Below are 22,773 nucleotides of genomic sequence, written 5' to 3'. Positions count from 1 at the left end.
GGATGGCCGGCGAACGGTACCGGAGTTTTGGCCTCGCCACGCCGGCCGCAAAGCGAGCCATCGCGGCCGACGATGCCATCGCGCTGATGCGAAGCGGCAAGGCGACAAAGAACGCTCTGCTCGCCTATGGCAATGGCCGCTCCTACGGTGATTCCTGCCAGAACGGGCCAGGTGCGGTCGTGGACATGCGGCCGCTGAACCGCATCGGCGCCTTCAATGCCGAGACCGGCCTGCTCGAGGCGGAGGCCGGCGTGTTCCTCTCCGATATCATTGCGCACACTGCACCTTACGGTTTCTTTCCGACTGTCGTCCCAGGCACCCAGTTCGTCACCCTTGGCGGCGCGATCGCCAATGACGTCCATGGCAAGAACCATCACCGGCGCGGCACCTTTGGCTGCCATGTCGAGTCGTTCACGCTGCTGCGCTCGGACGGGCGGACCTACACCTGCTCGGCAACCGACAATGCAAGGCTGTTTGCGGCGACGATCGGCGGCATGGGGCTGACCGGCCTGATCCTGTCGGCCTCGATCCGGCTGATGCGGGTGCATTCGCTCGACATCGCCGAGAAGGTAACGCGGTTTGCCGATCTCGGCGAATTCTTCGAACTGGCCGAGGCCGCCGACCAGGCCAATGAATATGCCGTCGCCTGGATCGACCAGCTTGCCGGCGGCCATGGCCGCGGGCGCGGCCTGTTGTTGACAGGCAATCATGCCGAGTATGGCTCGCATGCGGCGTCTCGCGCCGGCTCCCGTTTTTCAGTGCCGTTCCAGCCGCCGTTCAATGTGCTCAACCGGCCGTTCCTCACCGCCTTCAACGCCGCCTATCGGTGGAAGAAGGGGCGCTCGCCGGGGCCGAGCCAAACCGGCTACCAGGGCTTTTTCTTTCCGCTTGATGGTGTCGGCGACTGGAATCGGCTGTATGGCCCGAAAGGTCTCTACCAGCACCAGAGCTTGGTGCCGGAAAATGTCGCGCGTCAGACCGTGCCGGCGCTGCTCGATGCGGCGCGACGGGCCGGGCAGGGCTCTTTCCTCACCGTGTTGAAGCGCTTCGGCTCGATCCGCTCGCCGGGGCTGCTGTCCTTTCCGCGGCCAGGCTTCACGTTGACGCTGGATTTCCCCAATCGCGGCGACAGGACGCTGGCCCTGCTCAGCGAACTCGACCGCATCACGGTCGCGGCCGGCGGCGCGGTCAACCCGTACAAGGATGCGCGCATGGGCGCTGATACTTTCGCGGCCTCCTTCCCGAATTGGCAGCGGCTTGAAGCGCTGCGCGACCCGGCTTTCGTGTCCAGTTTCTGGCTGCGGACGGCGAAAATGCTCAACGTCCGGCCAAGGCGTGTCGAGGCAGCTGAATAGGTACAATCCGAATAAGTCATGGTGAATAGATCGTAAGTTCCGTAGTTTACTCAAATCATTGTCGTGACTTCACGAAATGTTTGCAGGTTAGTAATAGGACCGTTGCGAGTGGCGGGTGCAAAATATGAAATACATCGTCTTCATTCTGTTCACGGTCATGACCAATGCCGCCGCGCAGCTGATGCTGAAGCAAGGCATGATGTCGCTCGGTCCCATTTCGTTCGAAGGCACCAATCCGCTGTTGAGGCTGTTGCAGGTCGTTTTCAGCCCATGGGTGTTTCTCGGCCTGTGCACCTTCGTCATCTCGATGGCTTCGCATCTCTACGTGCTGTCCAAGGTCGAGCTCAGCTTTGCGTATCCGTTCCTCAGCCTTGCCTATGTCGCGGTTGCGATCTTCGCCTATTTCATCTTCCGCGAGGACCTCAATGCCTGGCGCATTGCCGGCATCGCCTTCATCTGCGTTGGCACCGTGCTGATCGCGCAAAGCGGTCGAGACTTGGGCGGGCGCGGGCATGACGACCAAACCGCTTCCATCATCCCCGACAAGATCCAGACAAACGAGATCGTTCGATGAGACATGTTATTTTCGGCGGCGACGGCTTCGTCGGCCGTCATCTTGCCCCGAAGCTTGTGGCCGATGGTGAAGAGGTTGTCGTTGCCGACATCGTCAAGAGCGACCTGACGCACTATCGCAACGTTCGCTTCGTCACCTGCGATGTCACGGATACGGCCTCGGTGGCTAACATCGGATTGAAGGCCGACGACATGATCTACAACCTGTCGGCCAAAATGCTGTCGCCGATCCAGGTGCGGGCCAAGCGTCACGACTTCTTCTTTCCGGTGAATTTCCATGGCACCGAACACATCATGCAGGCGATGGACAAGGCCGGCGCGTCCAAGCTCGTCCACTACACCACCGACATGATCTACGGCCACACGGTCACCCAGCCGATGACCGAGGAGCACCCGGTCGCACCGCTCGGCGAATATGGCTGGTCGAAGCAGAAGACCGAGGAGCTCGCCGCTCAATGGCGCAAGCGCGGCATGTCGATCTCGCTGTTTCGCCCGCGTCTGATCATCGGTCCCGGCCGGCTCGGGATCCTGGAAAAGCTGTTCAAACTGATCGACTGGAATTTTCCTGTGCCGATGATCGGCTCGGGCAAGAACCCCTATCAGTTCATCTCGGTGTTCGATTGCGCGGAAGCTGCCCGCTCGGCCTGGAAGGCAGGCGTGCCCAACCAGGCTTATAATCTGGGCTCCCTCAATCCGCCGCCGGTGAAGAAATTGCTGGGCGACCTGATCAAGCATGCCGGCTCGAAATCGCTGCTGATCCCGACGCCGGGCTGGGCGGTCAAGCGCACTCTCGACCTGCTCGATCTCATGAACATGCCGATCATGGATCCCGAACAATATCTGATCGCCGATGAGGAGTGCGTGCTCGACGTATCCAAGGCCGAGCGCCAGCTCGGCTGGGTGCCGCAATATCGCGACGAGGACATGCTGATCGCCGCCTACAGCGAATACCGCGCCAAGAAAGACGGGCTTGCCGTCACCGCCAATCATGTCCCCGCCGAATAAGTGGGACGACCAGGAGAACTCCGAAATGACCGTCATGGCCAAGCCTGAGCAGACGAACGCGCGCACCATGGTCGGCGCGCCGGCGTTGTCGCCTACCGCCATCGCCAAGCCCGACCTGATCAGCGTCGAGCAGGCGAAGGCGATGGATGTCGCGCGCATGACCGACCTGTTCAAGGCGCATCTCAATCCGGGCCAGCTGCATTTCATGAAGCTGCTCGGCTTCCACAAGATCAAGATCGAGCGTGCCGAAGGCATGTTCTACATCGACCAGAACGGCCGCAAGATTCTCGACTTCTTCGGCGGCTTCGGTTCGCTGGCCTTCGGCCACAACCATCCGCGCATCCTGGAGGCCAGGCGCAAATTCCAGGAGGAGAAGCGCCAGGAAATCGCCATCGCCTTCATGTCGCAATATGCATCGGCGCTGGCGCACAACATCGCCAAATGCTCGCCCGGCGATCTCGACATGGTGTTTCTGGGCTCGTCGGGTTCGGAAGCGATGGAAGCGGCGGTGAAGCTCGCCGAGCGCGCCGCCGGGCCGAAGCGGCCGAAGGTCGTCTATGCCGAGAATTCCTTCCACGGCAAGACCAAGGGCGTGCTCGGCATCACCGACGGCCAGCTCTACCGCGCGGACTTCAAGATGGCTGAGAACACCGTGCGCATTCCGTTCGCCGATATCGAAGCGGTCGAGCGGCTGTTCCGCTCCGACCCGGAGGTCGGCGTTATCGTACTCGAGACCATCCAGGGCGGCGGCGGCATCATCCAGGCAGAGGCGCAATACTGGCAGAAATTGCGCGCGCTCTGCGACCACTATGGCGTGCTGTGGGTGGCTGATGAAGTGCAGTGCGGCTATGGCCGGTCCGGCCGCTTCTACGCCTTCGAACATTATGGCGTCGTGCCCGATGTGACGGCGCTGGCCAAGTCGCTCGGCGCAGGCAAGGCGGCGGTCGGCGCGATGGTCGCCCGGCGCGAGGTCTATATGAAGGCCTATGGCACGCCGAAGACGGCGATGATCCATGCCATGGCCACCTTTGGCGGCATGGGCGAGGCCTGCGTCACCGCGATCGAGGGCATCAACGTGCTCTATGATGAGGGGCTGATCGACAACGCCGCCACTGCCGGCGACTATCTGCTGCAGCGCCTGCAGGCGCTGAAGGAGAAGTACCCTAAGATCATCAAGGACGTGCGCGGCAAAGGCTTTATGATCGGGCTCGAGTTCCACGACTTCTCGCAGACCTTGCCGATGGTGCTACGTCCGATCGTCAGCGTCCTCGACGACAAGCTGAAGGGCTCGCTGTCGGGCTTCGTCGGCGCGCTGTTGTTGCGCGACTATGACGTGCTCGTCGCCTTCACCGAATACAACCGCAACGTCATCCGTCTCGAGCCACCGCTGATCTGCCAGCGCGAGCATGTCGACCGTTTCGTCGATGCTTTCGACAGCCTGCTGTCGCGCGGCATCGTGGGAATCGTCAAGGATTTCGTCAAAAGCCAGGTCCGTTAAAAGAAGTCCGTTGAGCGAAGTCCTGAGTCCGACAATGCTGAGCAAGTCTCCCGCCCCGCAAAACACACTCGACCGGCTGACTGCGGCCGCTCTCGCGTGGGGCGAGGGGACTTATGCGCGATGGGCGGCTCCGGTCGGCGCGATCGCGTTTTCGCTCTATATCCTGCTGACGGCGTTCATGGCCTTGACGATGCCCGACGCCAATTGGGACATGCTGCCCTATCTCGCCGTCGCCGAGGAGGGCGCTTATCCCGATGCGCAGGCATTGCATGACTATGCCTACAGCACGGTCCAGGCCGGCGTGTCGGCCGGCGACTACAAGACGCTGACCGACGATGGTGGCGGTTTCCGCAGCCATATGGCGCAAAATGCCGCCGACTTTCACTCGCTGCTTGGCATGTACCGGATCAAGTTCCTCTACGCCGAGATTCTTTCGACGATGAGTTCGGTGATGTCGCCTGTCGAGGCGATGCGGGTGCTGCAGGTGGTCTCGGTGCTGCTGTTCGGGATGATCACGCTGCTGTGGCTGCGAACCGAAGGCGCGTTGGCGCTGGCGCCGGTGGCCGGCGCGGTGCTGATCATGGCCGATTTCGGCGACGCGGCACGCGCCGCGACCCCGGATCTGTTGTGCTCGGCGCTGTTCCTCGGCGGGCTGCTTGCCTATGTGCGCGGCCGCGAGGCAGCGACCGCTGTCCTGCTTTTCCTGGCCTTCATGGCGCGGCCGGACAATATTGTTTTTCTGGCCATCTTCGCCGTGCTGCTGCTGGTCTTCCGGCAGCGGGCGTGGGGCGCGCTGGCCGGCTTTGCCGCGTCCTTCGTCGCTTATTTCGCGATTTCGCATTGGGCGCAGCATCCCGGCTGGTGGCCGCATCTGTGGTTCTCCAGCATCGAGCAGCACTACAATATGGATGGCTTCGAGCCACCGTTCTCGGTTGGCGCCTATGTCAAGGCGTTCGCCGCATCCTTCATTCGCGCCACCAGCCTCAACAGTTGGGTCGGGGTCTGGGTTCTGGCGCTGGCCGGGTGGCTTGCGCTCAGCCGCGCCGGCTTCCGGCTCGATCGCCGCGCCGGCATCCTGCTTGCAGCACTGGTGCTTGGCGTGCTGGCGAAATTCACCGTCTTTCCGATCCACGACACCCGCATCTACTTCCCGAACCTTCTGCCGCCCTACCTTTTGCTCGTCGGCCCGATCATGGCGCTGTGGGCGTCGGCAAGCCTGAATGGAAGGCGGCCCATCGCCTTGCACGCCATACCTGGAGATAAGCCATGAGTTCCATTTCCGGCCTGGCGCGCATCGCCCTTTCGCTCGGCCTGCCCGCCGGCCTGCTCGATCGGGGGCCGGCGTTGCGTGGCACGAAATTCCTGGCCAAGGCGGCGCTGAAGGCGCGGTTTGGCGGTGGGCAAGCCTTCCAGATGGTCAATGTCGGCGCTTGCGACGGCGCGCTGTTCGACGACGTCACGCCGTGGCTGCACCGCATTCCGCGGGCGCGGGCCGTGCTGGTCGAGCCGATCCCGTACAATCAGAAGCGGTTGCGGGCCAACTATCCCGACACGGAACGCTTCGTCATCGAACCGGTCGCGGTGACGAAGACCAAGGGCACGATCACCGTCCACACTTTCGATGCCGCGGCACTCGAGGCCGGCACGCTGCCGATCGAGTTCATCGGCTGCTCGTCGGTCACCGACACCAATCTGATGTCGGGCAAGAATGCCTGGGGCGAGGACGACGCCAATTTCAACAAGTTCGCGCCGCACGTGAGGGATATCGAGGTGCCGTCGGAAACGCTGCAGACGCTGCTCGACCGCAACGGCATCACGCATATCGACGCCTTCCTGGTCGATTGCGAGGGCGCCGACTGGATCGTCTTCGAACAGCTCGATCTCAAGCGCTATCGTCCGGGCATGATCAAGGTCGAGGTCGGCGCGCTGCCGGCCGCCGAAATCGGCCAGGTCGTGGTCAAGCTGAAGACATCAGGCTATCAGGTCGGCTTCCAGGCCGAGGACATCTGGGCCTTCGCCTGAGATAGATCGCCACTGGCGGCACGCCGGCGCGCCGGGTCGCGTCGCATCCGCGACGTGTCGCAAACAGGCGGTAGCTGCATCCACGTCCTCTGCATATTGTGCGCCATTCGAACGGGCGCGGACGCGCCCGCTTTATCCCCTTGGAGTCGCGGGCAATGGCAGAGTTTCCGAAACAGGCGAAGGTCGTCATCGTCGGCCTGGGTGGCATTGTCGGCGCGTCGATCGCGCATCATCTGATCGAGCGCGGCTGGACCGACATTGTCGGCATCGACAAGTCGGGCATCCCGACCGATATCGGCTCGACCGCGCATGCCTCGGACTTCTGCTACACCACGAGCCATGATTTCCTGTCGTGCTGGACGACGCTCTACTCGATCGATTTCTACGAAAAGATGGGCCATTACGCCCGCATCGGCGGTCTCGAAGTGGCGCGCGTCGGCGACGACAGCCGCATGGACGAGATCAAGCGCAAGATCGCCTCGGCCAAATCCTTCGGCACCCGCGCCCGGCTGATCGAACCGGCCGAGATCAAGGAAAAATTCCCGCTGATCGAAGAGTCCATGGTGCAGGGCGGCCTGTGGGATCCGGACGCCGGCCTGGTCATCCCGCGCTCGCAGACCGTCGCCGGCAAGCTGGTCGACCAGGCGGAAGCTACGGGGAAACTCAAATCCTTCGCGAACACGCCCGCCAAATCTCTCATCGTCGAGGAAGGCCGCATCAAGGGCGTCGTCACCGACCGCGGCACGATCATGGCCGATTATGTCATCGTATGCGCCGGCATCTGGGGCCGGCTGATCGCCGAGATGGTCGGCGAAGACCTGCCGGTCATGCCGATCGACCATCCGCTGACCTTCTTCGGGCCTTACAAGCAATTCGCCGGCACCGGCAAGGAGATCGGCTGGCCGCTGTTGCGCGACCAGGGTAATTCGGCCTATATGCGCGACACCGGCGACCCCAGGACCGCCGAAGGCGGCCAGATCGAATGGGGTTACTACGAAGAGACCAATCCGCGTCTTTGCCATCCGCGCGATTTGCTGGAGAAGGATCAGGCGCGGCTGTCGCCGTCGCAGCGCGATCTCGACATGGAGCAGATCCTGGCGCCGCTGGAGCGCGCCATGGAACTGACGCCGATCCTGGGCGAACTCGGCTACAATGAAAGCCATTCCTTCAACGGCCTGTTGCAGGTGACCGCCGATGGCGGCCCGTCCATGGGCGAGAGCCAGAAGGTGAGGGGCCTCTGGTACGCCGTCGCCATCTGGGTCAAGGACGGCCCCGGCATGGGCAAGCTGATCGCCGACTGGATGACGGACGGCCGCACGGAAATCGACCATCACGCCATCGACTATGCGCGCTTCTATCCGCACCAGACGAAAGAGCAGTTCATCTGGGATCGTTGCACCGAGACGGCGATGAAGGTCTACAATCCGGCGGTGCATCCGCGCGAGCCGTTCTCCAAAGGTCGCAACATCCGCCGCTCGCCGTTCTGGGAGCGCGAGAAGGAGCTTGGCGGTTACTTCATGGAGCTGGGCGGTTGGGAGCGCGCGCATGGCTATGCCGCCAACGAGCATCTGCTGGAGAAGTATGGCAACCGGGTTCCCGTACGTGAGAACGAATGGGACAACCGCCATTTCTGGCGGGTGTCCAATGCCGAGCACCTGGCGATGAGCGAGGATTGCGGCATCGTCAACCTCTCGCATTTCTCGATGTACGACATCGAAGGGCCGGACCATGTCGCGCTGCTGGAGTGGCTGTGCGCGGCCAAGATCGGTGGCGACAACAATATCGGCAAGGGTATCTACACCCACTTCCTCGACGAGGAAGGCATGGTGCGCGCCGACTTCACCGTCATCCGCATGGCCGACCGCTGCCGTCTGATCGACGGCGCCGACGCCGGTCCGCGCGACTTCCGCTACATGCAGCGCACCGCGCAGGACAAAGGCTTTGACGTCACCATCACCGACGTGACGGAAAAATATGTCACCATCGGCATCTGGGGACCGAACGCCCGCACGACACTGCGGAAAGTGGTCGAAAATCCGGATGGTCTCTCGCTCGAGAACTTCCCGTTCGCGGCGATCAAGCCGGTCAGGATCGGCGGCAAGGACGTCACCGCCTTCCGCATCTCTTATGTCGGCGAGCAGGGTTGGGAACTGCACATGCGCTACGAGGACGGCCTGGCCGTTTGGGACGCGCTGCGCTCGACCGGCGTGATGCCGTTCGGCGTCGAGACCTATGCCAACACCCGGCGCATGGAAAAGAGCCTGCGCCTGCAGAACGCCGACCTTCTGACCGAGTATAATCTGCTCGAGGCCGACCTTGCCCGACCGAAGGTCAAGGAGAACGACTTCTGCGGCAAGGCCAAACATGTCGAATACCGCGCCCGCGAACACCAGCCGGCGATCCTGTGCACGCTGGTGATGACGGAAAACGTCGATTCGAAGGGTGTTGCCCGCTATCCCGTCGGCACCATGCCGGTGATGGATCCGAAGACCGGCGAAACCCTTGTCGACGAACTCGGCCGCCGCTCCTTCACCACGTCGATGGCCTATGGCCCGACCATCGGCAAGAACATCGGCCTCGCCTATCTGCCCTGGGCCCACGCCCAGGAGGGCCGCAAGTTTGCCATCGAATATTTCGGCGAGACCTACCCGGTCGAGGTGGCTGCCGTCGGCTACAAGCCGCTCTACGATCCGGAGAATTTGAAACCGCGGAGTTGAGCGTCATAGGTTCCAACCAACACAGCGAAAAGCCCGGCACCTCGCCGGGCTTTTCGCTTTGTCAGCAGCCGATTTTCGCTTACCTTCGGGCATGTCTGCATTTTCTTGCGCACGACATTTGTTTTCAGGCAGCGCCGCACTGGCGCTGGTGCTCTGGCTTGTGCCGCCGGTTCAAGCCGGCGAGCCGGTCGACGTCGAGCTGGTGCTGGCCGTCGACGTGTCGCTGTCGATGTCGCCGGGCGAACTTGAAATCCAGCGTCACGGCTATGCGGCGGCGCTGACGCACGACAATGTTCTGCAAGCCATCGCCGATGGCGCCTACGGCAAGGTCGCCGTCACCTATGTCGAATGGGCGGGAGCGACCACGCAGCAGGTCGTCGTGCCGTGGACGGTGATCGCCAGCCGGGCCGATGCCGAGCGGGTGGCCGCGCAGCTTTCCGCCCATCCGCCGGCCAGCGCCCGGCGCACCTCGATTTCCGGCGCGCTGGAATTCGGCAGCGATCTGTTCGCCGAAAGCGGTTTTCAGGGGACAAAGCGCGTCATCGATATTTCCGGCGACGGCCCCAACAACCAGGGCCCGCCCGTCGACATCACCCGCGACGCGGTGGTCAAGCAAGGCATCATCATCAACGGCCTGCCGCTGATGACGCGCAGCGGGTTCGGCGGCGCCTATGACGTCAACAATCTCGACCGCTACTACAGCGACTGCGTCATCGGCGGTCCCGGATCCTTCATGATCCCGGTCAATGACTGGACGCAGTTTCCCGAAGCGATCCGCCGCAAGCTGGTGCTGGAGCTGGCCGGCGCCGCTTCGCCGCAACGGGCGAGCGAGGAGGCCGGGCATCCGCTGGTGGTGCTGGCGCAGGACCGGCCGACCGACTGCCAGGTCGGCGAAAAGATGTGGCGCGACCGCAGCTGGATGTTCGATGCGCGTTAGCGTGCGCATCATCACGCTGCCGTGAAGGGCCGGCTTCATTGACAAGCCCATGGGCGTCTGTGACACAATTCGACATCCGAAAAAACAAGGGGAACCGACATGAACAAGACCATCGTCGCTGCCGCGGCATTGGCGCTTGCGGCTGCAATATCCGTGCCGGCCGAGGCTGCCACATCGGTCACCATCGGCATCAGCGGATGGACCGGCTTTGCGCCGCTGACGCTCGCCAAGCAGGCCGGCATCTTCGAGAAGCATGGCCTCGACGTGACCCTGAAGAAGGTGCCGCAGGCCAGCCGGCCGCTCGCCATCGCCAGCGGCGACCTGCAATGCGCCGCCACCACGGTCGAGACCTGGCTGGTGTGGAACGCCTCAGGGGTGACCACCAAGCAGATCTTCCAGCTCGACAAATCCTATGGCGCCGACGGCATTGTCGTGCGCAACGACATCAAGACCGTCGCCGACCTCAAGGGCAAGAATGTCGCGTCCTCGGCGCCGGGCACGTCGCCTTATTTCATGCTGGCCTGGGTGCTGAACAAGAACGGCCTGTCGACCAAGGATGTGACCGTCGTCAACCTGGAACCGGATGCGGCGGCGCAAGCCTTCCTCGCCGGCCAGAACGATGCGGCGGTCACCTATGAGCCGTTCATCTCGGCGGTGCGCGACAAGTCCGATCAGGGCCACATATTGGCGACCACGCTCGACTACCCGATGGTGCTCGACACGGTCGGCTGCACGCCTGAATTCCTCACCGCCAATCCCGACGCCGCCAAGGCGCTGGCCGACAGTTATTTCGAAGCGCTCGACCTGATCAAGAGCGATCCGCAGAGATCCTACGAGATCATGGGCGCCGACGTGAAGCAGTCTGCGAAAGAATTCGAGGATTCGGCGAAATACCTGAAATGGGCCGACAAGGCGGAGAACAAGCAGTTCTTCACCAAGGAATTCCAGGACTTTTCCAAGACCGCCGGCGAGCTTCTGCTGCAGATGGGGTTGATCAAGGAAGCGCCAGATGTTGCCACGCTGGCCGACACCAGCGCGGTGGCGAACTGATAGTCCGGCCTTTGACCATTGTGCGGCGGCGCCTAGGGCCGCCGCTCTCTCCTGGACAAGTGATGATTTGACGATGCGGACGATCTGAAGATGCGCCCCTTGCATCCGGTGTCGCCGGGCATTCGAACCGTGCTTGGCATTTCCTTCTTCGTGCTGTTCGTCGCCTTCTGGGCGTGGATCACGCTTGGCGGCCACGTCAACCGCATCTTCCTCGCCGACCCGCTGTCGATGCTGCGGGATGGTTGGCGGCTGCTGGTCGAGGACCGCTTCTGGCTCGACATATTGATCACCATCTGGCGGGTCTTCGGCGGGTTCCTGCTGGCGTCGATCGTCGCCGTGCCGATCGGCATCGCCATGGGCGCCTGGAAACCAATAGAGGCGTTTCTGGAGCCGTTCGTCTCCTTCGCCCGCTACCTCCCGGCTTCGGCCTTCATTCCGCTGCTCATCCTGTGGGCCGGCATTGGCGAGCTGGAAAAGCTGCTGGTCATCTTCGTCGGCTCGGTGTTCCAGATCATCCTGATCGTCGCGGTCAAGGTGGGCTCGACGCGGCGCGACCTGGTCGAGGCGGCCTATACGCTGGGTTCGACCAACAGCGGCATCGTCAAACGGGTCATCATGCCGGCCAATGCGCCCGAGATTGCCGAGACGCTGCGGCTGGTGCTCGGCTGGGCTTGGACCTATGTCATCGTCGCCGAGCTGATCGGTTCGTCCTCAGGCATCGGCTACATGATCATCAACAGCCAGTCGCGGCTGGCGACAGGGCAGATCATCTTCGGCATCATCGTCATCGGGCTGATCGGACTGTTGTCCGACTTCGCCTTCAAGGCGTTCAATCGCTGGCTCTTTCCCTGGAGCCTGGCATGAGCAAGTTGCTTATCGAAGGCGTCTCGCGAACCTTCGCCGGCGTGCGCGGCGGGCAGCCGGTCAAGGCGCTGATGCCGGTCGACCTTGCGGTCGCGGCCAACGACTTCATCACCATTCTGGGGCCGTCCGGCTGCGGGAAGTCGACGCTGCTCAGGATCGTTGCCGGACTGGAAGCGCCGAGCGAAGGCCGTGTGCTGCTCGACGGCAAGGCGGTGACGCGGCCGGGACCGGATCGCGGCATGGTGTTCCAGTCCTACACGCTGTTTCCGTGGCTAACGGTGGCGCAGAATATCGCCTTCGGACTGCGCGAACGTGGCATGGCCGAAAAGGAGCGAGACGGGATCGTCGCTTCCTATGTCGACCTCGTCGGGCTCAAGGGCTTCGAGAACCATTGGCCAAAGCAGCTGTCCGGCGGCATGCAGCAGCGCACGGCGATCGCCCGGGCGCTGGCCAACGACCCCGAAATCCTGTTGCTGGACGAGCCGTTCGGTGCGCTCGACAACCAGACGCGCGGACTGATGCAGGAACTGCTGCTCGGCATCTGGGAGCGGCGCAAGAAGACAGTGCTGTTCGTCACCCACGACATCGAGGAGGCGATCTTCATGGCTTCGCGGGTGATCGTGATGAGCGCGCGGCCAGGCCGCATCAAGTCGGATGTCGCCATCGACCTGCCGCATCCGCGTCACTATACGCTGAAGACCAGCCGGGAGTTCTCGGCGCTCAAGGCGCGGCTGACCGAGGATATCCGCGTCGAGGCGATGCGCACAGTACAGGCGCAGCCCGCCGAAGCCTGAGTGCGTTTTCGGATCAGGCCGCCAGCAATTGCTTGCGGTCGACGCGCTCCTGCTGCGGCGAGCGGGCATAGAGTTCGCGGTAGCATTTGGAGAAATGCGACGCCGAGACGAAGCCGCAGGCGACCGCTACCTCGACCACCGGCATCGAGGACTGGATCAGCAGATGCCGGGCGCGGTCGAGGCGGATTTCCAAGTAGTAGCGGGCAGGGGATCTGCCCATCTCGGTGCGGAACAGGCGCTCGATCTGGCGGCGCGACAGGTCGACATGGTCGGCGATCTCGATCAGCGACAGCGGTTCGGAGAGATTGCCTTCCATCAGTTCGATGATGGTCAGCACCTTGGAATTCTGCACGCCGAGGCGGGCGCGCAGCGGCAGGCGCTGGCGGTCGGTGGGGCTGCGCACGCGGTCGGTCAGCACCTGCTCGCACACGCGGTTGACCAGATTGTCGTCGAAATCGTCGCCGATCAGCTTGAGCATCATGTCGAGGGCGGCGGTGCCGCCGGCGCAGGTGTAGATGTTCTGGTCGATCTCGAAGAGGTCGGCAAAGACGTTGGCCTTGGGAAAGGCCTCGGAAAAGCCCGGCAGGTTTTCCCAATGGATGGCGCAGCGCTTGTTGGAGAGCAGGCCGGCGGCGGCAAGGATATGCGCGCCGGTGCACAGGCCGCCGACGGCGACGCCTCTGTTGTATTCCTCGCGCAGCCAGGCGAAGGCCGACCTATTCTGGTAGCGCTCGACATTCATGCCGCTGCAGACGATGGCCATGTTCGGCCGATCCGGCCCGGCCATTTTCTTGCGCTCTTCCTCGAGCGAGGTGTTGACGGCGCATTCGACGCCGTTGGAGGCGCGCACCGGCTTGCCGTCGATGCTGGCGAGGCGCCAGCGATAGGCCTCATAGCCGAGCATGCGGTTGGCCGAGCGCAGCGGGTCGAGCGCCGTCGCAAAGGCGATCATGGTGAAGTCCGGGACAAGGAAGAATACAAACGATCGCTTGATCGGATGCTTTACGGCGTTCAAGGGAACCTCACGCGGCCATGGCGCGAACAGGATGTCGCGAACAGCACAGCGACATCAGGAAAAACCATTCCTGTCAATCGGCTAGGGGGCTAAGCGGAAACTATATTTGCGACATGGGTCGCAAATGAGCAATCGTCCGGGATGACAGGCACGGGCTGCCGACGGATTGGGCATGGTGGCGGCGGCATAGGTGCCAAAAATGAGAAACGCCGCTTCGGTCAAGCCGAAGCGGCGCTGTTATCGACTATCGGCAGCGGCAGGGAAGCGCTGAGCGCTAGCCGTTATCTCAGGCAACGAAACCGAGGCGCACCGCATTCATGGCACCGGTCTGGCCGGGCATGGTATTGGCAAGGCGCTGGCGCTCGAGAGCGGTCGTCAGGTTCATTTCGCGGCGGGCAAAGAGGCGGGCAAAAAGCTTCATCATCATCTCCTATCGGTTGCTCAGACGGGTCGCCTTCGCTTGATGGAGTGGGGCAGCTCGTTTGCTGACGGTGATATAGGCATGCGTGAGCAGAAACTAAATCGCAAATGCGAAGCGCTTGAATGGAAATGCGACATCGTTTGCGACATTATTGGGCATGGTGCCCAAAATTTACGATTACTTACAGTGTGTTACCGGCGACATTGAGGCGCCATGCAAGTGACGCATATGCGCCATGCAGCGGCGACACGGCTCTGAAAATCATTTGAGTGCAAATAAGTTGGAGAAAGCCTGCAGGGCCAATAGAGAAGGCCTGCCGGGCTGGTCTGCGCGGCAGGCCTTCAGCACAAGGTACACAATGGTTTACTTTGCTCCAGCCCAGGATCCGACGCCGTGGCGTGCACCGGTCTTGGTGTCGGCAGCTTCAGGCCAGCCGATATCCTTCTGCAGTTCGATCGGCAGCGAGCGGATCGCACGTTCGGTCTGGAAGCGGGCGCGGGCCGCGCTCAATTCGGTCGCAAGCCGACCGATGGATGACAGGATAGACATTTCATTCTCCTTTGGTTGTGGCACGTCCCGCATGAACGCGTTCCGTCGCCTGGATATTCCGCATCGAGTGCAATTCCGTGTCAGGAGCGTTGGAGCCATGGCACGTCCTGCCTTCGATGGAGTTGACTATCCTCCCAATCTGATGTTCAATCAAACGAAATGGAATGATGCTTCACATCAGAAAAATTGAAGGTCGATCCCGATGAACGCCCCACTCAATCATCCGCTGCCGCTGCTCGATCTCGACGTTTTGCGCACCTTCGTGGCCATTGCAGAGACCGGCAGTTTCACCACGGCGGCCAATGCGGTGTTCCGCACGCCGTCGGCGGTCTCCATGCAGATCAAGAAGCTCGAGGACATTCTCGGGCGCTCTGTTTTCGCGCGGGATGCGCGCTCGGTGACGCTGACCACGGATGGCGAGATGCTGCTCGGTTATGCCCGCCGGCTGTTGTCGATCAACCGCGAGGTGGTGTCGAAGTTCATCATCCCCGAGATCGTCGGCGTGGTGCGGCTCGGCTCGCCGGACGACTATGGCGAGCGCGTGTTGCCGCATGTGCTGAAGCGTTTCGCGCAGTCGCATCCGTCGATTGCCGTCGACGTCACCATCGACCAGAGCAGCAATCTGCGCCGCCGCATGGACGACCGGGCGCTCGACATCACGCTGCTGACCAATTCCTACAAGACCAGCGCACTCGGCGCCGAGGTGCTGCTCACCGAGCCGATCGTCTGGGCCGGCGCCAAGGGCGGCAGCGCGCATCTGCGCGAGCCTTTGCCGGTGTCGCTGTGGGAAGAGGGCTGCGCCTGGCGGGCCGGCGCGCTCGATGCGCTGAGCCGTGAAGGCCGCAATTACCGCATCGCCTATATGAGCGCCCACACGGCAGGCCAGCGCGCCGCCATCATGTCGGATCTCGCGGTTGCACCGTTGCCGAAGTCGTTCCTGGGCAACGACATGGTCGAGCTTTGCCCGAAGGACGGCATGCCCGATATCGGCACCTACAATCTGGCGATGGTGGTGTCGCCGGACGCCAGCGCGCCGGTCAAGGCCGTCGCCGACCATATCCGTGCGACGTTCGAGCTTTTCCGCGAAACCGGCAAGTTCTAGAGCGGTTCACCGTTTCACGGAAACGGCGAGCCGCTCTAACTCCTTGTTTTGACGCAATTCCCAAGGGAAAGCGCTACACGCTTTTGCCGGGAAAACCGTTTTACACTTTTCCTGGAATTGCTCTGCTATTCCGCTGCTTGGGCGGGGCGCGCCGCGAGAGCGGGTCGCGCCGTGCGCCGCGCAGTTGCGCGCCGCTTGGTGGGCTCGCCTTCAAGGAAGGCGACGATGCTGTCCCTGGCGCGACGCGCCTCCGGCATCTCGATCAGCGGCCAGACGTGGAACATGCCTTCCTCGTAGACGACCTGGACGTCGACGCCGGCAGCGCGCGCCTTTTTGGCGAAGATCAGATTGTCGGGGCTGAGCAGGTCGTGCGAGCCGGTCAGAAGCAGGGTCTGCGGCAGCACCGAGAGGTCGCCATAGAGCGGGCTGATGTGCCAGTCGCTGCGATCGATGCCGGCACTGTACATGCGGATCGCTTCCAGCCCGCCGGAAATGCCGAGCCACGGATCGTTGCGTTCCGCCTCGAACACTTCGGGGTTGGACAGCGACATGTCGAGGCCGGGTGAAATCAGCACGTGGCGCGACGGCAAGGGCAGGCCTTCCTCAGCCGCCATCATGGTCAGCACGACGGCCATGTTGCCGCCCGCGGAATCGCCCATGAAGACGATGTCTTCAGCGTCGGTCTCATCCAGCATCTGCCGGTAGACGTCGCCGACCATGCCGAACATGGCGTGGAAATCATGCTCCGGCGCGATGGGATAGATCGGCACGGTGATGCCGAAACCCAAGCGCTCGGCCATCTCGGCGATCAACCCCCAATGATAGGATGTGATCTGGAAGACATAGGCGCCGCCATGCATGTAGAGGATGCGCCTGCGTTCGCCCACCTTCGGCGCGATCTCGTAGACGGGAAAGCCATCGACGCTGCGCTCGGTGATATCGAGCCGCTCCCGCAGCAATGCCGGGGGATGATGATCCTCGGTCTTGCGGGCATAGGCGATCCAGCGCTGCAGGTTTTCCGGGCTGGCAAATGCCTTCTTGCGGCTGTGCCGGAGGATGAAGGAAACGAGGTGGCTTTTGAAACTGGGCATTCGAATACACAAGCTCGGCAGCAGCCGACTAAGAGAATTCCCCACTATCTCGAAGATCGTACCTCCAGCCGAAATGTCAAGATTCTGGCCCAAGCCAACACGGTTGTTTGATCAGCCACGTCCGCTGTTTTGCGCAGCGCGGCTCAGCGCCGGGGCAGCAGCGCGGCGCGAAGCTTGATGTCGGTCGCAGCCGGGACCACGCGGCGGTCCCGGCGATTGGTCAGCAATTTGCACTTGTCGGCGAAGGTCATCAGCGGCCCGAGCCTAGGATCAGACGCGACAGGTTGGTCTGGGCGTCGATGCGCGGCGACACGGGCCAGCCGATGTCCTTCTGGATTTCGGGTGGCAGGTTGTTCATGGCGCGCACGGCCTGTGCATTCTTCATGGCCGCACGAAAACGGCCGAGGGTCTCGAACATCTCTATTCTCCTTTGGAGCGTTGTGGCGGCGGAATAGCCCGGTCCGCCATTCGATGTCCGTTAAATGCTTCACGTCTGTATCGGACGTATTGCGCCAAAACAGCGTTTCGGTTTCCAGATCGGTGCGATCTGGAAACATTTGCATACAAATGAAATTGGGCGAATTGGCGGCCTTCGGAAGACGGCTTATCCCCGGCTGCGCCTGGCGGCATGGCCTTCGCGCGAACGCCGTCGCGGGGCGGCGTCGCCGGCGACGCCATCCTCGCTGACGGTCTTGCGTGGCGGCAATTTCACCGCCGCCGACAGTTTCGGGAACGGATCGACCTTGTTGGGAAGCGCCATGGCGTAGACGAAATGCTCCTGGAATTTCGGCTCCAATGCGGTCTCGATCTTCTCGATGTGGCTGACCGTGTCCTCGATCTCGCGGCGATAGCCACGATTGAGCAGCGCCATGCGCGCACCGGCGCCGGCGGCGTTGCCGACGGCCGATACCTTGTCGAGGTCGCAGTCCGGGATCAGCCCAAGCACCATGGCGTATTTCGGATCGATGAACGAGCCGAAGGCGCCGGCGAAATGGATGCGGTCGACATGTTCGGTGTTCTGCTTTTCCATCAGAAGCTTGGTGCCGGCATAGAGCGCCGCCTTGGCAAGCTGGATGGCGCGCACGTCGGTCTGCGTGATGGTGATCTTGGGTTCGCCTTCCTTCAAGACATAAGAGAAGGTGCGGCCGTTGACCGTGACGCGCGGCGACCGCTCGGCCAGCGACCCGTCGATCACTCCATCCTCGGAGATGATGCCGGCGAGGTACATTTCGGCCACGATCTCGATGATGCCGGAGCCGCAAATGCCGGTGACGCCGGTCGCCTGCACGCTGTCGAGGAAGCCGGGATCGTCGGACCAGAGTTCAGAGCCGATGACGCGGTATTTCGGCTCCAGCGTATCGGGGTCGATGCGCACGCGCTCGATTGCACCGGGGGCAGCGCGCTGGCCGCCGGAGATTTCCGCGCCCTCGAAGGCGGGACCGGTGGGCGAGGAGGCTGCGACCACCCGCTTGCGGTTGCCAAGCACGATCTCGGCATTGGTGCCGACGTCGACGATCAGCATCATCTCGTCCTGGCGGTGCGGGCCTTCCGACAGCGTCACGGCTGCGGCGTCGGCGCCGACATGGCCGGCAATGCAAGGCAGCATATAGAGGCGGGCGCCCTGGTTGAGCTTCAGGCCGATATCGGAGGCTTTGATGCGCACCGCGCCCGAGACGGCGAGTGCGAAGGGCGCGCCGCCGAGTTCGGTCGGATCGATGCCGAGGAACAGATGGTGCATGATCGGATTGCCGACAAAGACGGAATCCAGGATGTCGTTGCGCTGGACATTGCCTTCGGCGCAGACCTTGTCGACCAGGCCCGAGATCGCCTCGCGCACGGCGACCGTCATGCCTTCGCGGCCGTCCGGGTTCATCATCACATAGGAGACGCGGCTCATCAGATCCTCGCCGAAGCGGATCTGCGGGTTGGAGGTGCCCGACGAGGCGGCGACGCGGCCCGACAGTAGGGACACCAGATGCATGGCGATGGTGGTCGAGCCGATATCGCAGGCCAGGCCATAGGCCTCGTTCTTGAGGCCGGGCCACAGTGCGATCACGCGGGCGATGTCGCTTTCGGCATCCTTGTGGATGGCGGCGGTCGCGGTCCAGTTACCTTTGCGCAGTATGCCTTGCACCTGCGGCATCAGGTAGAAATCGAATTCGAGGTTTTTAAAGCCCCAATCCTTCATCAAGGCGATCTTGAGGCGGTCGAGATCGCCCAGCGGCTTGTGCATGTCGGGCTCTTCGATCTCGACATAGCACATGCGGATTGCCGCATCGCGGGCGATGACGCGCGTGTCGGCATCCTTGCGGATGGTCTGGGCGTTGATGACCGTGTCCTGCGGCACGTCGATGACGAGGTCGCCGAGAATCTGCGCCGAGCAGGACAGGCGCCGCCGCTCGGGCAGGCCGCGGACGCGCTCATATCGCTCTTCCTTGGCGCCCTTGGGCGAGATGTGGTCGTTGGACGAGACGATCTTGTGCTTGGCGAAATTGCCTTCCTGCACTTCGATCTGGCAGCGACCGCAGGTGGCGCGGCCACCGCAGACGCTCTCGACATAGACGCCGAGCTGACGCGCGGCATCGAGCACCGGTGTGCCGACGGGAAACCGCCCGCGCTTGCCTGACGGCATGAACAGCACGAGCGGATCAGTAATGTTTGCAGGCGAGTTCACGATTGCGCGCTTATCCCCTGGCCATGCGGGCTTCACGGCCGCCGCGCCGGCGACCGCCATTGCCGCCGCCTTCGCCCGGAGCGTTAACCGCGGTGGGCGCTGCGACCGCCTGGCCGCCTTCGGCCGGTTTGTAATCCTTGTAGGTGCGGATCCAGTTGGTGCAGTTCTCGTCGGTGCCGTTGAGCACATTGGCGCCGCGCACGGCTTCCATTTCCTGCGGCCGAACCGGGTTCATGATAGCGCTAGTCATGCCGGCGCCGATCACCATCGGGATGAAGGCGGCGTTGATGCCGTGGCGATGCGGCAGGCCGAACGAAATGTTGGACAGGCCGCAGGTGGTGTTGACCTTGAGCTCTTCGCGCAGACGGCGCAGCAGCGCAAACACCTGGCGGCCGGCATCGCCCAGCGCGCCGATCGGCATCACCAGCGGGTCGACGACGACGTCATGCGCCGGAATGCCGAAATCGGCGCAGCGCTGCACGATCTTCTTGGCGACGGCGAAGCGCACATCCGGGTCCATCGAAATGCCGGTCTCGTCGTTGGAGATCGCGACGACTGGAACGTTGTACTTCTTGACCAGCGGCAGGATGGCTTCGAGCTTTTCCTCTTCGCCGGTCACGGAGTTGACCAGCGGGCGGCCCTTGGCGACCTTGAGCGCTGCCTCGATGGCGGCGGTGACCGACGAGTCGATCGACAGCGGCAGGTCGACCAGGCCCTGGACGATCTCCAGCGTCTGCACCAGCAGGCCGGGTTCGGTTTCGTTCGGATTAACGGAGGTGACGCCGGCATTGACGTCGAGCATGGTGGCGCCGCAGGCGGCCTGTTCCAGCGCATCCTTGATGACTGTCTCGAAATTGCCGGCGATCATCTCGGCCGCCAGCTTCTTGCGGCCGGTCGGGTTGATGCGCTCGCCGATGACGCAGAAAGGCTGGTCGAAGCCGATGATGATCTCTCGTGTCGCCGAGGCGACGATGGTCCGGGTCATGAAGTCTCTCCGCCTGATATAAAGATTTCTTTATATCGTTGTCTGGTTTCATTCAAGCGAATGGCTGGCCGTCCGCGCTGTCAGTGCGCGGTCTTCACCATATCCACCTGCGTTTCGGTAATGTCGTCGTGCAGTATGCTCTCGAGCCGGTCGGCGATCATCTGATCGTCGTGGCGGATCTCGCGTTTCCATGGCTGGCGGCCTTTCAGCACACCCGATTCATCGACGATCTCGGCGACATATTCCTCCTGGCGGTAGGCCATCACATGGATGCCGGAGACACCAGGAATTTCCTTCACCTCGTTGATGATGTCGGTGCAGAGCTGCTTGCCTTCCTTCTTCTGGTCCTGCGCGCCTTCCAGCCGCTTGATGATGGTATCGGGAATATGAATGCCCGGCACGTTGGAGCGGATCCATTTGGCCGTCTTGGCCGAAGCCAGCGGGCCGACGCCGCACAGGATGAAAACTTTTTCCGTATGCCCCAAGTCCCGCGCCCTCTGCATGAAGGTTCTGAACATCGGCACGTCGAAGCAATACTGCGTCTGCACGAACTGCGCGCCGGCGGCGATCTTCTTGCCGAGATGGATCGGGCGGAAATCGAAGGGTGGCGCGAAGGGGTTGACGGCGGCGCCGAGGAAAATTTGCGGCGGCGTCGTCAACTTGCGGCCGGACAGGAACTTGCCGTTGTCGCGCATAATGCGGCAGGTTTCCAGCAACGACATGGAATCGAGGTCGAAGACAGGCTTGGCGCCGGGCTGGTCGCCGGCCTGGACGCCGTCGCCGGTGAGGCACAGCATGTTGGCGACCCCCATGGCGGCACCGCCCAGCACGTCGCCCTGGATGGCGATGCGGTTCCTGTCGCGGCAGGCGATCTGCATGATCGGCGCGTAGCCCATGCGGGTGAGCAGCGCGCAAATGCCGACCGAAGACATGTGGCAGTTGGCGCCGGAGGCATCGACGGCATTGATGGCGTCGACCCAGCCGTCGAAGATTTTCGCGCGGTTATAGACGTCTTCGGGATCGGCGCTGTCGGGCGGGTTGAGCTCGGTGGTGACCGCGAATTCGCCGCGCCGCAGCACACGCTCCAGTCGGCCACGTGAGGAGTGGCCGGGCAGGGGATCGAGCGGCAGATGGATGCCGGCCGGGTTTTCGTCGCGCTGGCGGCCGATCACGCGGCCGCTCCAGTGTTGGCTTTGGCAGCGGCTTCACGGGCCGCTGCCGACTGCGCCGTCACCCGCAGCCAGGCCGAGGTTTCGCGCAGCGACTGGTCTACGGGCTTCTGAACGGTCAGGATCCTGTCGCCATGCTCCATGTTCCGCGAACCTTCCCAGGCCTTGACCCAGACGCAAGGCATGTCGGGCTCGACCTCGCAATTGCCGTTGGCGCGCACGCCGCCACACGGGCCGTTGCGCAGCTGTTTGGGGCAGTTCATCGGGCACGACATGCCGGTCGAGGACAGGATGCACTGGCCGCACATGCGGCAGTCGAACATGAAGCCCTTGACGCGCCTTTCGACAAACTTGATCGGCGCCTCGACGCGCCCATAGCCGAGGCCTTTCCAAAGCGGATGAAGAAGCAGGAACATGTCGGCGAACCTGGAGTAGAACCATTCGAGCAATCGCGAGTGGCGGATCGACCACAGCCTGATCGCAAACGAGCGCTGCACGCGCCGCTGCGGCGATACGTCGGCCGGCTTGTAGTCCGATTTCGGCGCTGCTTTCTTGACCTGAGTGGCCTGGGTAACCGGCTGGGTAACCCTTGGCCCCTCTTTGGCAGGAGTGGTTTCAGACATTTTCTTTCCCGCCTGCCTTGACCAGAGCGACCAGCCGCTCGCGGTCGTATTTCGCGTCGATGTCGCTGAATGCCTTCTCGACCTCGGCTTCGAGGTCGTCGCCGACCGGGATCGGATCGGCCTTGCGCCATTCGGCGAGGTAATCGTCGGTGCCGCCGGCGCCGGTGCGCATGGCGCACATATCGATCGCCTCGGTGAAGCGCAGCGGCAGTTCGCGCTTGGCGTTCTGCCGGCCCTTCTTGACGATGACCTGGGCGGGGATGTCGCGCCAATAGACGACAATCAGATCGGCCATGAATTCTCTCACTCCCTGTAGAGCGCCGTGCGTC

Annotated in this window: 22 protein-coding genes; 12 read left to right on the top strand and 10 right to left on the bottom strand. The window is 62.8% G+C overall.

Translation table 11 applies throughout. From position 1 onward, the window contains the following. Positions 1-2: 2 nt before the first annotated feature. The 11 genes from X730_RS158130 to X730_RS158180 all read left to right on the top strand — a co-directional run bounded on the left by X730_RS158130 (position 3) and on the right by X730_RS158180 (position 12,815). Entirely contained in the window at positions 3-1,355 is a 1,353-nt protein-coding gene (locus X730_RS158130; RefSeq protein ID WP_023681795.1) for an FAD-binding oxidoreductase, read from the top strand. A gap of 124 nt (positions 1,356-1,479) precedes the next feature. After that, positions 1,480-1,929 carry an EamA family transporter gene (locus X730_RS158135; protein WP_023670373.1) on the top strand — a complete coding sequence of 150 codons (450 nt, stop codon included), beginning with the start codon at positions 1,480-1,482 and terminating at the stop codon, positions 1,927-1,929. Continuing rightward, a complete protein-coding gene (locus X730_RS158140) occupies positions 1,926-2,933 on the top strand; it encodes an NAD(P)-dependent oxidoreductase (protein WP_023670374.1) in 1,008 nt (335 codons plus the stop codon). The genes X730_RS158135 and X730_RS158140 overlap by 4 nt, the downstream gene beginning before the upstream one ends. Before the next feature lie 67 nt (positions 2,934-3,000). Further along, positions 3,001-4,431 (top strand): aspartate aminotransferase family protein, encoded by a 1,431-nt coding sequence (locus tag X730_RS158145; RefSeq protein WP_245261312.1) that lies wholly within the window; start codon positions 3,001-3,003, stop codon positions 4,429-4,431. 34 nt (positions 4,432-4,465) lie between these two features. Next, positions 4,466-5,701, top strand: a complete 1,236-nt coding sequence (locus tag X730_RS158150; RefSeq protein WP_023825779.1) for a DUF2029 domain-containing protein — start codon at positions 4,466-4,468, stop codon at positions 5,699-5,701. Beyond that, entirely contained in the window at positions 5,698-6,453 is a 756-nt protein-coding gene (locus X730_RS158155) for an FkbM family methyltransferase (RefSeq protein WP_023670377.1), read from the top strand. Before X730_RS158150 ends, X730_RS158155 begins: the two co-directional genes overlap by 4 nt. A 155-nt stretch (positions 6,454-6,608) precedes the next feature. Continuing rightward, a complete protein-coding gene (locus X730_RS158160) occupies positions 6,609-9,170 on the top strand; it encodes an FAD-dependent oxidoreductase (RefSeq protein WP_023725593.1) in 2,562 nt (853 codons plus the stop codon). A 91-nt stretch (positions 9,171-9,261) separates the two neighbouring features. Continuing rightward, the gene (locus X730_RS158165) at positions 9,262-10,107 is read left to right on the top strand and encodes a DUF1194 domain-containing protein (protein ID WP_023825778.1); all 846 of its coding nucleotides are present in this window, start codon (positions 9,262-9,264) and stop codon (positions 10,105-10,107) included. Between the two features lie 99 nt (positions 10,108-10,206). Beyond that, a complete protein-coding gene (locus X730_RS158170) occupies positions 10,207-11,157 on the top strand; it encodes an ABC transporter substrate-binding protein (protein ID WP_023825777.1) in 951 nt (316 codons plus the stop codon). Positions 11,158-11,247: 90 nt separating this feature from the next. After that, positions 11,248-12,021, top strand: coding sequence for an ABC transporter permease (locus tag X730_RS158175; RefSeq protein WP_023688107.1), 774 nt, complete (start codon positions 11,248-11,250; stop codon positions 12,019-12,021). Next, the gene (locus X730_RS158180; RefSeq protein WP_023696446.1) at positions 12,018-12,815 is read left to right on the top strand and encodes an ABC transporter ATP-binding protein; all 798 of its coding nucleotides are present in this window, start codon (positions 12,018-12,020) and stop codon (positions 12,813-12,815) included. Before X730_RS158175 ends, X730_RS158180 begins: the two co-directional genes overlap by 4 nt. A gap of 13 nt (positions 12,816-12,828) precedes the next feature. Here X730_RS158180 and X730_RS158185 read toward each other — a convergent pair whose 3' ends face one another. From X730_RS158185 to X730_RS158190, 3 genes are all read right to left on the bottom strand, one after another. Further along, positions 12,829-13,767 carry a GlxA family transcriptional regulator gene (locus X730_RS158185; protein WP_348524244.1) on the bottom strand — a complete coding sequence of 313 codons (939 nt, stop codon included), beginning with the start codon at positions 13,765-13,767 and terminating at the stop codon, positions 12,829-12,831. 349 nt (positions 13,768-14,116) lie between these two features. After that, positions 14,117-14,251, bottom strand: coding sequence for a hypothetical protein (locus X730_RS1000000169065; RefSeq protein ID WP_023681787.1), 135 nt, complete (start codon positions 14,249-14,251; stop codon positions 14,117-14,119). A gap of 363 nt (positions 14,252-14,614) precedes the next feature. After that, the gene (locus tag X730_RS158190) at positions 14,615-14,800 is read right to left on the bottom strand and encodes a hypothetical protein (RefSeq protein ID WP_023681786.1); all 186 of its coding nucleotides are present in this window, start codon (positions 14,798-14,800) and stop codon (positions 14,615-14,617) included. Between the two features lie 202 nt (positions 14,801-15,002). Between X730_RS158190 and X730_RS158195 the strand changes: the two genes are divergently transcribed. Then, positions 15,003-15,902: a LysR substrate-binding domain-containing protein gene (locus tag X730_RS158195; RefSeq protein ID WP_023670389.1), complete on the top strand. Its 900-nt coding sequence runs from the start codon at positions 15,003-15,005 to the stop codon at positions 15,900-15,902. A gap of 125 nt (positions 15,903-16,027) precedes the next feature. Here X730_RS158195 and X730_RS158200 read toward each other — a convergent pair whose 3' ends face one another. From X730_RS158200 to X730_RS158225, 7 genes are all read right to left on the bottom strand, one after another. After that, positions 16,028-16,993, bottom strand: coding sequence for an alpha/beta hydrolase (locus X730_RS158200; protein WP_023825776.1), 966 nt, complete (start codon positions 16,991-16,993; stop codon positions 16,028-16,030). 250 nt (positions 16,994-17,243) lie between these two features. Continuing rightward, complete coding sequence (locus X730_RS1000000168080; protein ID WP_196813564.1) at positions 17,244-17,411, bottom strand: hypothetical protein; 168 nt, start codon at positions 17,409-17,411, stop codon at positions 17,244-17,246. 186 nt (positions 17,412-17,597) lie between these two features. Then, entirely contained in the window at positions 17,598-19,727 is a 2,130-nt protein-coding gene (locus X730_RS158205; RefSeq protein ID WP_032909833.1) for an ASKHA domain-containing protein, read from the bottom strand. Then, positions 19,678-20,652, bottom strand: coding sequence for a methyltetrahydrofolate cobalamin methyltransferase (locus X730_RS158210; RefSeq protein WP_023670394.1), 975 nt, complete (start codon positions 20,650-20,652; stop codon positions 19,678-19,680). Before X730_RS158210 ends, X730_RS158205 begins: the two co-directional genes overlap by 50 nt. A gap of 80 nt (positions 20,653-20,732) precedes the next feature. Next, positions 20,733-21,824: a methylenetetrahydrofolate reductase gene (locus tag X730_RS158215; protein WP_023825774.1), complete on the bottom strand. Its 1,092-nt coding sequence runs from the start codon at positions 21,822-21,824 to the stop codon at positions 20,733-20,735. After that, positions 21,821-22,444, bottom strand: a complete 624-nt coding sequence (locus X730_RS158220; RefSeq protein WP_023688112.1) for a methylenetetrahydrofolate reductase C-terminal domain-containing protein — start codon at positions 22,442-22,444, stop codon at positions 21,821-21,823. Before X730_RS158220 ends, X730_RS158215 begins: the two co-directional genes overlap by 4 nt. Continuing rightward, positions 22,437-22,739: a virulence factor gene (locus tag X730_RS158225; protein WP_023670397.1), complete on the bottom strand. Its 303-nt coding sequence runs from the start codon at positions 22,737-22,739 to the stop codon at positions 22,437-22,439. Before X730_RS158225 ends, X730_RS158220 begins: the two co-directional genes overlap by 8 nt. Positions 22,740-22,773 lie beyond the last annotated feature (34 nt).

Source organism: Mesorhizobium sp. L103C131B0, assembly GCF_000502275.1.
GTDB lineage: Bacteria > Pseudomonadota > Alphaproteobacteria > Rhizobiales > Rhizobiaceae > Mesorhizobium.
Note: the sequence above shows the minus strand (reverse complement) of the source record. Positions and strands in the feature narration are given on the sequence as shown.

Excerpts from the sequence above, each read along its gene's own strand:
- X730_RS158130 (WP_023681795.1), top strand. The coding sequence starts at position 3 with ATGGCCGGCGAACGGTACCGGAGTTTTGGCCTCGCCACGCCGGCCGCA.
- X730_RS158170 (WP_023825777.1), top strand. The coding sequence starts at position 10,207 with ATGAACAAGACCATCGTCGCTGCCGCGGCATTGGCGCTTGCGGCTGCA.
- X730_RS158225 (WP_023670397.1), bottom strand. The coding sequence starts at position 22,739 with ATGGCCGATCTGATTGTCGTCTATTGGCGCGACATCCCCGCCCAGGTC.
- X730_RS158150 (WP_023825779.1), top strand. The coding sequence starts at position 4,466 with ATGCTGAGCAAGTCTCCCGCCCCGCAAAACACACTCGACCGGCTGACT.
- X730_RS158180 (WP_023696446.1), top strand. The coding sequence starts at position 12,018 with ATGAGCAAGTTGCTTATCGAAGGCGTCTCGCGAACCTTCGCCGGCGTG.
- X730_RS158145 (WP_245261312.1), top strand. The coding sequence starts at position 3,001 with ATGGTCGGCGCGCCGGCGTTGTCGCCTACCGCCATCGCCAAGCCCGAC.
- X730_RS158195 (WP_023670389.1), top strand. The coding sequence starts at position 15,003 with ATGAACGCCCCACTCAATCATCCGCTGCCGCTGCTCGATCTCGACGTT.
- X730_RS158205 (WP_032909833.1), bottom strand. The coding sequence starts at position 19,727 with ATGGCGGTCGCCGGCGCGGCGGCCGTGAAGCCCGCATGGCCAGGGGAT.
- X730_RS158185 (WP_348524244.1), bottom strand. The coding sequence starts at position 13,767 with ATGATCGCCTTTGCGACGGCGCTCGACCCGCTGCGCTCGGCCAACCGC.
- X730_RS158175 (WP_023688107.1), top strand. The coding sequence starts at position 11,248 with ATGCGCCCCTTGCATCCGGTGTCGCCGGGCATTCGAACCGTGCTTGGC.
- X730_RS158160 (WP_023725593.1), top strand. The coding sequence starts at position 6,609 with ATGGCAGAGTTTCCGAAACAGGCGAAGGTCGTCATCGTCGGCCTGGGT.
- X730_RS158190 (WP_023681786.1), bottom strand. The coding sequence starts at position 14,800 with ATGTCTATCCTGTCATCCATCGGTCGGCTTGCGACCGAATTGAGCGCG.
- X730_RS158155 (WP_023670377.1), top strand. The coding sequence starts at position 5,698 with ATGAGTTCCATTTCCGGCCTGGCGCGCATCGCCCTTTCGCTCGGCCTG.
- X730_RS158140 (WP_023670374.1), top strand. The coding sequence starts at position 1,926 with ATGAGACATGTTATTTTCGGCGGCGACGGCTTCGTCGGCCGTCATCTT.
- X730_RS1000000168080 (WP_196813564.1), bottom strand. The coding sequence starts at position 17,411 with ATGTTCGAGACCCTCGGCCGTTTTCGTGCGGCCATGAAGAATGCACAG.
- X730_RS158210 (WP_023670394.1), bottom strand. The coding sequence starts at position 20,652 with ATGACCCGGACCATCGTCGCCTCGGCGACACGAGAGATCATCATCGGC.
- X730_RS158135 (WP_023670373.1), top strand. The coding sequence starts at position 1,480 with ATGAAATACATCGTCTTCATTCTGTTCACGGTCATGACCAATGCCGCC.
- X730_RS1000000169065 (WP_023681787.1), bottom strand. The coding sequence starts at position 14,251 with ATGAAGCTTTTTGCCCGCCTCTTTGCCCGCCGCGAAATGAACCTGACG.
- X730_RS158220 (WP_023688112.1), bottom strand. The coding sequence starts at position 22,444 with ATGTCTGAAACCACTCCTGCCAAAGAGGGGCCAAGGGTTACCCAGCCG.
- X730_RS158200 (WP_023825776.1), bottom strand. The coding sequence starts at position 16,993 with ATGCCCAGTTTCAAAAGCCACCTCGTTTCCTTCATCCTCCGGCACAGC.
- X730_RS158165 (WP_023825778.1), top strand. The coding sequence starts at position 9,262 with ATGTCTGCATTTTCTTGCGCACGACATTTGTTTTCAGGCAGCGCCGCA.